Origin of the sequence: Pseudoduganella sp. R-43 (assembly GCF_049913255.1) — a bacterium.
Lineage (GTDB): Bacteria > Pseudomonadota > Gammaproteobacteria > Burkholderiales > Burkholderiaceae_D > Rugamonas.
Genome location: NZ_CP183988.1, coordinates 3,649,527 through 3,661,343 on the forward strand (window position 1 = coordinate 3,649,527; position 11,817 = coordinate 3,661,343).

General features: G+C 64.8%; 8 protein-coding genes. 3 read left to right on the forward strand and 5 right to left on the reverse strand.

What is annotated here, in order from left to right:
- Window positions 1-96: 96 nt before the first annotated feature.
- A complete protein-coding gene (locus ACN9M3_RS16665; RefSeq protein ID WP_426317992.1) occupies window positions 97-897 on the forward strand; it encodes a hypothetical protein in 801 nt (266 codons plus the stop codon).
- On the opposite strand, the gene mnmH is transcribed toward ACN9M3_RS16665, so the two are convergent.
- The gene (gene mnmH, locus ACN9M3_RS16670) at window positions 863-1,918 is read right to left on the reverse strand and encodes a tRNA 2-selenouridine(34) synthase MnmH (RefSeq protein ID WP_426317993.1); all 1,056 of its coding nucleotides are present in this window, start codon (window positions 1,916-1,918) and stop codon (window positions 863-865) included. The genes ACN9M3_RS16665 and mnmH overlap by 35 nt on opposite strands.
- Window positions 1,915-2,550, reverse strand: a complete 636-nt coding sequence (locus ACN9M3_RS16675; RefSeq protein WP_426317994.1) for an arylesterase — start codon at window positions 2,548-2,550, stop codon at window positions 1,915-1,917. The genes mnmH and ACN9M3_RS16675 overlap by 4 nt, the downstream gene beginning before the upstream one ends.
- Here ACN9M3_RS16675 and ACN9M3_RS16680 point away from each other — a divergent pair.
- The gene (locus ACN9M3_RS16680) at window positions 2,549-3,247 is read left to right on the forward strand and encodes an ABC transporter ATP-binding protein (RefSeq protein WP_426317995.1); all 699 of its coding nucleotides are present in this window, start codon (window positions 2,549-2,551) and stop codon (window positions 3,245-3,247) included. The two genes, ACN9M3_RS16675 and ACN9M3_RS16680, sit on opposite strands and share 2 nt — an antisense overlap.
- Window positions 3,248-3,251: 4 nt before the next feature.
- On the opposite strand, the gene ACN9M3_RS16685 is transcribed toward ACN9M3_RS16680, so the two are convergent.
- Window positions 3,252-4,778 (reverse strand): NAD(P)H-hydrate dehydratase, encoded by a 1,527-nt coding sequence (locus ACN9M3_RS16685; protein ID WP_426317996.1) that lies wholly within the window; start codon window positions 4,776-4,778, stop codon window positions 3,252-3,254.
- 54 nt (window positions 4,779-4,832) lie between these two features.
- Here ACN9M3_RS16685 and ACN9M3_RS16690 point away from each other — a divergent pair, with 54 nt between their 5' ends.
- Window positions 4,833-8,450, forward strand: a complete 3,618-nt coding sequence (locus ACN9M3_RS16690) for a hydantoinase B/oxoprolinase family protein (protein ID WP_426317997.1) — start codon at window positions 4,833-4,835, stop codon at window positions 8,448-8,450.
- On the opposite strand, the gene ACN9M3_RS16695 is transcribed toward ACN9M3_RS16690, so the two are convergent.
- The gene (locus ACN9M3_RS16695) at window positions 8,447-10,084 is read right to left on the reverse strand and encodes a tetratricopeptide repeat protein (RefSeq protein WP_426317998.1); all 1,638 of its coding nucleotides are present in this window, start codon (window positions 10,082-10,084) and stop codon (window positions 8,447-8,449) included. The genes ACN9M3_RS16690 and ACN9M3_RS16695 overlap by 4 nt on opposite strands.
- A gap of 12 nt (window positions 10,085-10,096) precedes the next feature.
- Window positions 10,097-11,707 (reverse strand): response regulator, encoded by a 1,611-nt coding sequence (locus tag ACN9M3_RS16700; RefSeq protein WP_426317999.1) that lies wholly within the window; start codon window positions 11,705-11,707, stop codon window positions 10,097-10,099.
- Between the last annotated feature and the right edge of the window lie 110 nt (window positions 11,708-11,817).

Consider the following 11,817-nt stretch of genomic DNA (forward strand, 5'->3'; position numbering starts at 1 on the left):
CGGTGTCCGTGCAAACGGACCCCGGCCTTTTTCTTATGTGCGGATAATGTCCTGCGGGGCGGCGCCCCGCTGCCCATGCCTTGGGAGGAGCACATCATGCACATGATCCGTTTAGGTCTCGCTGCGCTGTTCTGCGCTTGCGTCGGCGCCGCCGGCGCCCAGGAACCGCCTGCCGCGCCCGGCACCAGCGAAATCGTCCTGCAGCTGTCGGACCTCGAATTCGACGCGTATTCCCTCGATCCGCTGGGAGGAACCGCTGCGGCGGGCTTGTTGGGACAGGAGTATCGTGCGGACGCGGAAGTGCTTGGAACGCGGGAGCAGTTTTCCATGGTGCATGCCGGTGCCGGTCCGGTCAGCGCCTACGCACTTGGCGATTCGACCCGCATGGAGTACGCCAGCAGCATCTTTATCGATTGGAATCGCTATTCCGACGCCACGGACTACGCTTTCGATGCGCATGCCAGGCTGCGCGATCCGCTGAGTCAATGGTATCTCGCGGAAGGAACGGCAAGCTGGAGCGCCACCATACACCTGACGCCCAACTCCGTGCTGGTGGTGAGCGGCCATCTGTTCGGCACGCAGGAAGTCGGCGCCGGGGCCCCCTTCGGTGCAACGGCGGGAGGGTTTTTTGATATCGGGCTTGAAGGCGCCGGCGCTGCAACGGCTTATACAAGAAGCTTCGGATCGGACAGCGCACAGCCGGGCATCGACGAGTCCTTTTCGCTGTCGATCTTCAACCGCAGCGACACGGCCAAGGACTTCAGCTGGAGCGTCGTAGCCGGCGCGAGCGCCGCCAAGGCCATTCCGCCGGTGCCGGAACCGTCCGCCCTGGCGATGACCCTGTGTGGATTGCTATTGCTCGCTATGCGCCATGCAGCCTGCGCGCAGCGGCGATGAAGGATTCGGGCGAGATGTCGGCAAGCGCCACTTCAGTGGCCTGGTCGTATTGAACGAAGTTGCGGTGGATCGATTTGAGATAGGCCGGGTCGTAATGGTCGACCAGGAGTTCGTCGACCAGGGCGGGCATCTCGCCCGCAGTGGCCATGGCCTGCCAGCGTTCGATGCGTTCGCGGCCGTGCAACTGCACCAGGAATTCCAGCTGCGCGTTGAGCGCCGGGGCGTTGCAGGCGAAATGCTGGTAGTCCTCGATCAGCAGCTTAACGCGGTCTTCCCGCGCCACCTGCATGGCGATGCAGGGCGAAGCCCGCATACGTTCCATCAGCGCGCCCGGCACGCGCAGGCTGCCCACCTTGCGGCTTTCCGATTCGACGAAGACCGGAAACTGCGGGTCGAAACGGCGCAGGCGGTCCCAGATCGAGGTTTCGAAGGCCTTTTGCGAAGGCTGCGGCTGGCATGGAATGTTGCCCAGCACCGAACCGCGGTGCGCCGCCAGCTGCTCCAGGTCCAGCACCTGCGCCCCGATCGCCTCCAGCGTGTCGAGCAGGCGGGTCTTGCCGCTCCCGGTGGTGCCGCAGATCACGCGGAAGTCGAGTTCCGGCGTCCGTTCAAGCTGCGCATTGATGGCGGCGCGGAAGGCCTTGTAGCCGCCATCGAGTTGCACCACGGGCCAGCCGATCTTGGCCAGCACCGTTGCCATGGAGCCGCTGCGGTTGCCGCCGCGCCAGCAATAAACGAGGGGCTTCCAGTCGCGCGGCTTGTCCAGCCACAGCGTCTCGATATGGTGGCCGATATTCTTTGAGACCATGGCCGCGCCGACCTTCTTCGCTTCAAAGGAGCCGACCTGCTTGTACATGGTGCCGACGGTGATGCGCTGCTCGTCGTCGAGCACCGGACAGTTGATCGCGTTCGGCAGGTGGTCGAGCGCGTACTCGGATGGGCTGCGCGCGTCGATGATGGTGTCGAAATCGTCAAGGCGGGCCAGGACGTCTTCGATCGGCAGGATTTCTGGATACTTCATTTTGTTTTCAGTATTGGCAGGAGGTGGGGCCAGATATTGCCCAGGATGATAGGGTGGGCCGTTGCCAGCGGGTGCAGGCGGTCTGGCTGGAACAGCTCGGGCTTTTGCGCGACGCCATCAAGCATGAAGGGCGCCAGGGGTACTTTGACATCCTTGCTCACGGCGCCGTACATGGCGAAGAATTTGTCGGCGTAGTCGCGGCCATAGTTGGGAGGAATGCGAATGCCGACCAGCAGCACCTGTGCACCTGCCTTGCGCGATTCATCCACCATGGCGCGCAGGTTGGTTTCGGCGGCGGCCACCGGCAGGCCGCGCAAGCCATCGTTGGCGCCCAGTTCGATGATGACGATATTCGGCTTGTGCTTGCTCAGCAAGGCAGGCAAGCGGGTGCGGCCGCCGCTGGTCGTCTCGCCGCTGACGCTGGCGTTGACCACAGTTGCCGGCAGTTTCTGGTCCTTCAGCCGCTGGTCGAGCAGGGCGACCCAGCCGGCGCCGCGCGAGATGCCGTATTCGGCCGACAGGCTGTCGCCCACCACCAGGACGGTTTTTGATGCAGAATAGGCGTTCGTGGCGGCGCTGAACATCAGGATCAGCATCGCGAAGCAGCGTACACTATTTTTGAACATGACCATGCGTGATATTCCTCAAACCTCCAGTCAGTTGGCCAAGGCGGCTATTTCCGTTTCCGGCCTGGGCAAGCGGGTGGCCGACGCCAGCGGCGAACTGACCATCCTGCATGGAGTGGATTTTACAGTGCAAAAGGCGGAAACGCTTGCCATTGTAGGGGCTTCCGGCTCCGGTAAATCGACCTTGCTTGGCCTGCTGGCGGGCCTGGATACGCCCGCCGAGGGCAAGGTGGTGCTGGATGGCGTGGACATTTTCGCGCTCGATGAAGATGGCCGGGCTGCTTTGCGCAAGGAAAAACTGGGCTTTGTGTTCCAGTCTTTCCAGTTGCTGCCTCATTTGACGGCGGTCGAAAACGTGATGCTGCCGCTTGAACTGGCCGGCGACGGCGCGGCGCGCGAAAAGGCGGAAGCCATGCTGGGCCGCGTCGGTCTTTCAAGCCGCTTGAAGCACTATCCGAAATTCCTGTCCGGCGGCGAGCAGCAGCGCGTCGCCTTGGCGCGCGCCTTCGTGACGCAGCCGCCCTTGCTGCTGGCCGATGAGCCGACAGGAAGCCTGGATGCGGCCACTGGCGAATCCGTCATCCAGCTGATGTTCGAATTGAACCGCGAACACGGTTCGACCCTGGTGCTGGTCACGCATGACACCCATATCGCAGCGCGCTGCGGGCGCGTCATCACGATCGCGGCGGGGCGCATCGCCTGATTGTTCAGGAGCCGTGCTGCGCCGCCAGCCGGTTGACGGCGGTGCGGATGGCTGGAATCAGTTCGCTGGCCGTCAGGCCGATGGGTCCTGCACCCTCCGTGACGAGATCGTCGGCCGCCATGCCATGCAGCCAGACCGCGGCCAGGGCTGCCTCCCATTCCGGCCAACCCTGGGCAAGCAGGCTGCCGCACAAGCCGGACAGCACGTCGCCGGTACCGGCAGTGGCGAGGGCCGGATTGCCGGTTGTATTGATCACAATTTCCCCGTTGCGGGCGGCAAGCACTGTTCCCGATCCTTTCAGTACGACCGTCGCCGCCAGCCGCGAGGCCAGCATGCGTGCAGCGGACGGGCGGTCTGCCTGGATTTCGGTGGCCGTCACTCCCAGCAAGCGGGCGGCCTCCAGCGGATGCGGCGTCAGGATGCACGGCGCCTTGCGCTGCGCCAGTTGCGTGCGCAGTGCTTCGGAACCAGCCAGCAGGTTGAGCGCGTCGGCGTCAAGTACGGCCGGGCTTTGGCTATGCAGCGCGCTGGCCAGCATTTCGGCGCTTGAGGCGGACCCGCCCATGCCGGGGCCGATCACCAGCACCGCGCTGTTGAAATCATATTCCTGGGCGCTGCGGCACATCAGTTCTGGCTGTGCGGCATCGAAGGCCGGCGGCTCGCCGACGAAGCAGGCGTAGACGCGGCCGGCGCCGCTGGTGAGCGCAGTTCGGGCGGCCAGGATCGGCGCGCCTGCCATGCCGCGTGCGCCTCCCACCACAGCCACGCTGCCATGGCTTCCTTTGTGCGAACTGTGGCGGCGCCGGCGCACGCAGTGGGCGAACAGCGCCACGTCGTTCAGTCGCGCGCGCGGCGCCGGAAAGAGCTCGGGGTCGATGTCGAGATTGCTGACCGTGACAGCGCCCGCATGATCGCGGCCCTCGGCCGTGTGCAAGCCGGGCTTGTCGCCGATGAAGGTGAGCGTGCGCGTGGCACGCACCGCGATGCCTGTCTTGCCGCCCCCAACGACAGCGCCGGTGTCCGAGTCAAGGCCGCTGGGGACGTCGAGCGCGAGGATGGGGCAGGCCAGCTCGTTGACGGTCGCCACCAGCGCCGCGAAGTCGCCCGTGATTGGCCGGGCCAGCCCGATGCCGAACAAGCCATCAATCATCAGTGTCCAGGCGGTGCCAGTCACCACGGCACGGGCGTCGGCGGCCTCGGTGATTGCGGCGAAGCGGGCAGGGGAACTGCGTGCACGGCGCAAGGCCTCGATGCGCTCCGCTGCGGCTGCGTCTGCAGGCGGAAAATGCAGCACGGTGACCTGGGCGCCGGCATGGCCGAGGTGCGCTGCGGTTTCCAGTGCGTCGCCGCCGTTGTTGCCCGGGCCAGCGAGCACCAGTACCTGGGCGCGGTGAATGGTAAAGGGAAGCAGGTCCAGTGCCTGGTTGGCGCCGGCCTGGCCCGCGCGCTGCATCAGTGCACCTTCGGGCAAGCGCTGCGCCGCAGCGTGCTCGATCGCGCGAAGTTCTGCAATCGTAAAGAGGGGCGTCATGCGGGGCATTCTAGCACTACAATAACTGCTTCACGATTAGAGCGAGGCAGCGCAATGGATTGGCAATTCTGGATCGACCGTGGCGGTACTTTCACTGACATCGTGGCGCGCCGCCCCGATGGCGGCCTGATGACCCAAAAGCTCCTGTCGGAAAGTCCTGAACACTACCGTGATGCAGCCATCGCTGGCATTCGCCATCTGCTGGGCGTTGCAGGCGGCGCTGCCATCCCGGTCGGGCAGGTCGAGGCCGTGAAGATGGGCACAACGGTCGCCACCAACGCGCTGCTCGAGCGCAAGGGCGAGCCGACCGTGCTTGCGATAACGCGCGGCTTCCGCGATGCGCTGCGCATTGCGTACCAGAACCGTCCGCGCCTGTTCGACCGCCACATCGTCCTTCCCGAACTGCTCTACCGGCATGTGGTGGAGATTGATGAGCGCATGGGCGCGCACGGGGAAGTGGTCAGGGCACTGGATACAGCGGCGGCGCGGGCCGGCCTGCAGGCGCACTTTGACCAAGGGCTGCGTTCGATCGCGATTGTCCTGATGCATGGCTACCGCTACAGCGCGCATGAAGCGGCGCTGGCGCAAATTGCCCGCGAAATCGGCTATACCCAGGTCTCAGTGTCCCACCTGGTCAGCCCGATGATGAAGCTGGTGGCGCGCGGCGATACGACCGTGGTCGATGCCTACCTGTCTCCAATCCTGCGGCGCTATGTGGGCCAGGTTGCATCCGAGCTGCCGGGCGTGAACCTGCAATTCATGCAGTCCAACGGCGGCCTGACCGACGCGCGCACCTTCCAGGGCAAGGATTCGATCCTGAGCGGCCCGGCCGGCGGGATTGTCGGCATGGTGCGCGCCAGCCGGGCGGCAGGATTCGAAAAGATCATCGGCTTCGACATGGGCGGTACTTCGACCGATGTCTCGCATTTTTCGGGCGAATTCGAGCGTGTGTTTGAGACCCAGGTGGCCGGCGTGCGCATGCGCGCGCCGATGATGAGCATTCACACGGTTGCTGCCGGCGGCGGCTCGATCCTGCATTTCGACGGCAGCCGTTTCCGCGTCGGACCGGACAGCGCGGGCGCCGCTCCGGGGCCGGCCAGCTATCGCCGCGGCGGCCCGCTGGCTGTAACGGACTGCAACGTCATGCTGGGCAAGATCCAGCCAGCGTTCTTCCCGAAACTGTTCGGCAGCGATGGCGCGCAAGCGCTCGATGCGGCAACCGTGCGCGAAAAATTCGCCGCCATGGCCGCGGAAATCCAGGCGGCGACAGGCGCGCCGTCCTCGCCGGAGCAGGTGGCCGAGGGCTTCATCGAAATTGCCGTCGGCAATATGGCCAACGCCATCAAGCAGATTTCCGTGCAACGCGGTCATGACGTGACCGAGTACGCCCTGACCAGTTTTGGCGGCGCCGGCGGCCAGCACGCCTGCCTCGTTGCAGACGCGCTGGGCATGAAGACAGTCTTCATTCATTCCCTGGCCGGGGTGCTGTCGGCCTACGGCATGGGCCTGGCCGACCAGGCAGCGATGCGTGAAAGCGCCGTCGAACTTCGGCTCGCGGCTGAAGCGCTGCCGGCGCTGGAAGCGCGCCTGCAGGCGCTTGCCGCGGAGGCTGTGGCAGAGCTGCACGCTCAGGCGGTGGCTGGCGAGCGTATCAGCGTGGTGCACCGTGTCCACCTGCGTTACGAGGGCACGGATTCGGCCCTGATCGTGCTGTTCGGCACCATCGACAGCATGAAGGCCCAGTTCGAAGCCGCCTATCGCAAGCGCTTCTCCTTCCTGATGCCGGCCAAGGCCCTGATTGTGGAGGCGGTCTCAGTGGAGGCCATCGGCAAGTCCAACGCCCCGCCGGAAGCGGCGCCGCAGCAGGCGCCGCGCCACGCACCGCTGCAGCCTTCGCAAACAGTGCGCATGTACAGCGCCGGGCAGTGGCACGACACCGGCCTGTTCAAACGCGATGCGACCCGCATCGGCGATATCATCAAGGGCCCGGCCATCATTGCCGAGGCCAACGCCACGACGATCGTGGAGCCGGGCTGGCAAGCCGAAGTCACGCCACAGGACCATCTGGTGCTGACCCGCGTCGAGGCACTGCCGGTGCGCCGCGCCATTGGCACCACGGCCGATCCGGTCATGCTGGAGATCTTCAACAACCTGTTCATGTCGATCGCAGAGCAAATGGGCCTGCGCCTGCAGAACACTGCCTACTCGGTCAACATCAAGGAGCGCCTCGACTTCAGTTGCGCCATCTTCGACGCTGAAGGCAACCTGATCGCCAATGCCCCGCACATGCCGGTGCACCTTGGATCAATGGGCGAGAGCATCAAGACCGTCATGCGCGAAAACGCAGGCCGGATGCATCCGGGCGACGTCTACATGCTGAACGATCCCTACAACGGCGGCACGCACCTGCCGGACGTTACCGTCATCACGCCCGTGTTCGATGAGGCAGGCAGCGCGATCCTGTTCTACGTCGGCTCGCGCGGCCATCACGCCGATATTGGCGGCAGTACGCCGGGCTCGATGCCGCCGGACTCGCGGAATATTGAAGAAGAAGGCGTCCTGATCAACAATTTCAAGCTGGTCGACGGCGCCAGCGGCAGCCAGTTGCGCGATGCCGAGGCGCGCGCCTTGCTGGCCAGTGCACGCTACCCGGCCCGCAATCCCGACCAGAACATGGCCGATTTCCGCGCCCAGGTCGCCGCCAACCAGAAGGGCGTTGAAGAACTGGGCAAGATGGTCGCGCACTTCGGCCTTGACGTGGTGCGTGCCTACATGGGCCACGTGCAGGACAACGCCGAAGAGGCAGTGCGGCGCGTGATCAGCGCCCTGCGCAACGGCAGCTATGAGCTGAAACTCGATAACGGGGCGGTCATCAACGTCGCGGTGCGCGTGAACGCGGCCGAACGCAGCGCCGAGATCGACTTCAGCGGCACTTCCAGCCAGCTGGATAACAATTTCAACGCGCCATCCGCCGTATGCATGGCGGCAGTCCTGTATGTCTTCCGCACCCTGGTCGACGATGACATCCCGCTTAACGCCGGCTGCCTGAAACCGCTGCACGTGATCATTCCACCGGGCTCGATGCTGAACCCGCATTTCCCGGCATCGGTGGTATCGGGCAATGTCGAAACCTCGACCTGCATCACCAATGCGCTGTACGGCGCGCTTGGCGTGCAGGGCGCTTCGCAGGGAACGATGAACAACTTCACCTTCGGTAACGCGAAGTACCAGTATTACGAAACGATCAGCGGCGGTTCCGGCGCCGGCGATGGCTTCAACGGTACCGACGTGGTGCAGACCAATATGACCAACTCGCGCCTGACGGACCCGGAAATCCTGGAGTTCCGTTTCCCGGTGCGGCTGGAAAGCTATGAAATTCGCCACGGCTCCGGCGGCGCCGGCCGCTGGCACGGCGGCAACGGGGGCGTGCGCAAAGTACGCTTCCTGGAGCCGATGACGGCTGCCATCCTGTCGAATAACCGCGTGCATGCGCCGTTCGGCATGGCCGGCGGCGCTCCGGGGGCCTTGGGCCGCAATACGGTGCTGCGCGCCGATGGCAGCACCGAACAACTGGGCCACATCGGCAAGACCGAAATGCAGCCCGGCGATATCTTCGTTGTCGAGACGCCGGGCGGGGGCGGTTACGGTCCCGCAGGCGGCGAGGGCGCTTAGGCGGTCGTCGAAATACCGTATTTGCGCTGGGTGCCCGAATACTGCATCAGCAGGGCTTCCAGCGCAGGGCTGCCGGCGTCGAGACGGCGGATGCGGTCGATCAGGGCGCCCGCCTGGTCGCCCAGCGGTGCTTCCCAGCCCAATTCGTCCAGTTGGCGCAGGATGGCCTGCACGGCCGCGTACAGCACCTTCAGGTTGCCCGGCGTGCGACGCAGGGCCTGGTGCAGGGTCGCCACTGCCGCGCGATGGTCGCCCTGGCGGGCCATCGACTCCGCTTCCGTGACCAGTTCCTGCATGACGTTGTCGATCTTCTCGCCAACGCCGCGCGCCAGGTCGTGGCGGCCTGCCTTTTCGAAGACGCTGACGGCTTCTTCCATGGTGATCGGCTTTTCGTTGTCGTTCATCATATGCATGACGACGTCGGCAGCGTCCTTGTCCAGCCGGTGCTTGAGGCAGGAATCCACCAGCCCGATGCGCAGGCGGTTCGACAGGCCGCGCGCCATGCCGACCGCCGTGACGGCATTGGACAGTTCGGAGGCAGCCTCGGTTGCGTGCCCGGTCACGTCCAGCAGCAGGGCCGAAGAAATATGCTTGCACACTTCCGTGTTGGCACTGGCGCGCAGCGTGCGCTCCATATCGCGGATCACGCCCGAAGCCTGGTTGACGTCGCCCTTGCGTACCAGGGCGCGAACCAGGTTCACGTGGTCTTCAGGATCGCGGAATTCGGAGTAGCGGGCCTTGGTCACCACCTGGCGGAAGGCCTTCTCCGCCGCCGAGATATCACCGGTGCCGTAGGCGACCTCGCCAAGGTGGCGCAGGCGCCGCACCATGTTCGGCGACATGGCAACTGCATCTTCCAGGATCTTTTTCGCCTGCTGCGACTGGCCCATGGCCTCGTACGAGCGGGCCAGCAGGTCGTAGGCCGCCATCATGTTGGGATTGGCCTCGAGCAGGCGCTCCAGCGTCCCCATTGCGTCGGAATAGTGCTCGAGGCCGAACTGGCATCGCGCCAGGCCAAGCTGGGCCCAGCCCGTCGGGCGGCCGATCAGGATCGACTGGTAAATCAGCTCGGCCTGCGCAAGCTCACCGATTTCATAGTGAAGTTCGGCGCGCAGGCGGGAAAATTCGGTGGCGTAGCGCGGATTCGCAGTCTCGGCCTCCTGGCAGGCATCGATGGCTTCGCGCTGCTTGCTCTGGGCGATCAGCTGATAGACCGGCATGAATACTGCGCGGCGTTCCACTGCGCGGCCGATGCGCTGCATCAGGCCATCGACAGTGAAGGGCTTCAGCACGTAATCGGTCGGCGTCAGTTCTGCGGCGCCAATCACCTTGGATTGCACCGCCTCCGAGGTCAGCATGATGAAGATGGCCGAGCGGTCGATCAGCTTGTGGTGGCGCAGGTCTTCCAGTAGTTGCTGGCCATCCTGGCCGTTGTCTTCATTGCCGCTGCCCAGGTCGTACTCGCACAGGATGACGTCAAAGCGCTTGTTGGTCAGTTGGCGGATCGCCGTGCCCGAGCTGACGGCATACTCGATCCGCGTGATCGAGGCCTGGTTCAGCATATTGTGCAGGTTGCCCCGCATTGCCGGGTTGGGGTCGATGATCAGCACCGACAGGTCGCTATACGATTGCATTGACTTCGTCTCTTATTGTTTGCCCCGCAGGGTGACATATTGTGATGATAACGCAGCCAGCATGGGATGATGGGGATCTGCCTTGCGCATGCGTATCAGCAGCGCAGCACATTGCTCGCCCAGCGCGGCTTCCCAGCCGCTGTCGCCCATCAGGCGCAGCATGGCGGAGGCGAGGGCGGAGATCAGTCCGGCATTTTCGGGCCGCCGCCGGACCGCCACCTGGAGCACGTCGATGGCGCCACGCTGGTCGCCCTGGCCGCTGCGCGCGGCCGCCCGCCGCACCAGGCCGTCAAGGTAGCGTTCCACGCTGTCGCCGCGGTTTTGCGCCAGTTCGGCGCGGCCGCTGCGCTCGTAGACGGCCGCCGTATCGGATTCGCTGATGCCGCTGGCGGGGTCGCTGGCCAGCGCATCGAGCAACTGCATGCCTTGCTCGTCCATGCCTTGCTTCAGGCAGCTTTCCGCGATGCCGAGTTTCAGCGCGCTGGAAAGGGTACCTGCCTCGCCGGCAGCGCGCACGGCATTGGCCAGCTCCGACTGCAGCGCCGCGCCATTGCCGTTCAATTCCTGCAGCAGGACGGCGGAAAAAGCCTTGCAGGCATCTGTCGCCGGGCCGCTGCGCGCCGAGCGATCGAGCTCGCGCAGGGCGTTGGCTGCGCCGGCGGCATCGCCTTTCCGGACCAGGGCCCGCACCAGGTTGACGTGGTCTTCGGGGTCGCGAAACTCGGAATACCTGGACTTGGCGACGACTTGTTTGAAGGACTTTTCGGCTGCATCGAGATCGCCGGCTTCAAGCGCCACCTGGCCCATGTGGCGCAGCCGGCGCACCACATGGGGAGAGATCGACACCGCAGTTTCCAGCGCGGCGCGGGCATCGGCCGCGCGGCCGAGGGCCTGCTGGGTGCGGGCCATGAGGTCGTAGGCCGCCATGTACCTGGGATTGTCGTCGATCAGGCGCTGCAGGGTCTCCAGCGTTTCAGCGAACTGGCCCTGGTCGAACTGGCAACGGGCCAGGCCAAGCTGGGCCCAGCCCAATGGGCGGATTTCGAGGATTTCCCGGTAAATCGCTTCCGCCTGCGCCTCCTCGCCCAGCGCGGCATGCGCCTCCGCGCGCAGGCGGGCGCATTCCGTCGCATAGCGCGGATTGGCCGCGGCCGACACTTCACTGGCCAGGATGGCTTCGTGCAGCCGGTCGCGTTCGATCATCCGGTGCACCGGGAGGAGGGCGGCGCGCCGGTCGACGGCCCGGGCAATGCGCTGCGCCAGCACATCGACTGTAAAAGGCTTGAGGATGTAATCGGTCGGCGTCAATTCCGCTGCGCTCACCACCTTGCCGTACACGCCCTCGGTGGTGAGCATGATGAAGATGGTGGAAGGGAGGATCAGCTTGTGGTGGCGCAGGTCTTCCAGCAACTGCTGCCCGTCCTGCCCCTGTTCGTTGCCCAGGTCGTATTCGCAAAACACCAGGTCGAACGCCTTCTTCTCGAGGTGGCGGATGGCAGTGCCTGCGCTCACGCCGTGCTCGATGCGGGTAATCCCCAACTGGCCGAGCATATTGTGCATTCCGCTGCGCATATGCTGGTTGGGGTCGATTAGCAGGACTGACAGGTCGCTATATTCTTGCATTTTGAAGGCAGAAGGCTGTCATAGAGGGAGAATACCCCAAGGCCGCTCAAAAAACAGGCGTAAACGCAGCAAATGTTGCTTTCGGACCAATGAAGGAAGGGTGGGAAGTG

What these genes read in the sequence shown, in the direction of transcription:
- ACN9M3_RS16665 (WP_426317992.1), top strand. Translation starts at nt 97, where the DNA reads ATGCACATGATCCGTTTAGGTCTCGCTGCGCTGTTCTGCGCTTGCGTC.
- mnmH (WP_426317993.1), bottom strand. Translation starts at nt 1,918, where the DNA reads ATGAAGTATCCAGAAATCCTGCCGATCGAAGACGTCCTGGCCCGCCTT.
- ACN9M3_RS16680 (WP_426317995.1), top strand. Translation starts at nt 2,549, where the DNA reads ATGCGTGATATTCCTCAAACCTCCAGTCAGTTGGCCAAGGCGGCTATT.
- ACN9M3_RS16675 (WP_426317994.1), bottom strand. Translation starts at nt 2,550, where the DNA reads ATGGTCATGTTCAAAAATAGTGTACGCTGCTTCGCGATGCTGATCCTG.
- ACN9M3_RS16685 (WP_426317996.1), bottom strand. Translation starts at nt 4,778, where the DNA reads ATGACGCCCCTCTTTACGATTGCAGAACTTCGCGCGATCGAGCACGCT.
- ACN9M3_RS16690 (WP_426317997.1), top strand. Translation starts at nt 4,833, where the DNA reads ATGGATTGGCAATTCTGGATCGACCGTGGCGGTACTTTCACTGACATC.
- ACN9M3_RS16695 (WP_426317998.1), bottom strand. Translation starts at nt 10,084, where the DNA reads ATGCAATCGTATAGCGACCTGTCGGTGCTGATCATCGACCCCAACCCG.
- ACN9M3_RS16700 (WP_426317999.1), bottom strand. Translation starts at nt 11,707, where the DNA reads ATGCAAGAATATAGCGACCTGTCAGTCCTGCTAATCGACCCCAACCAG.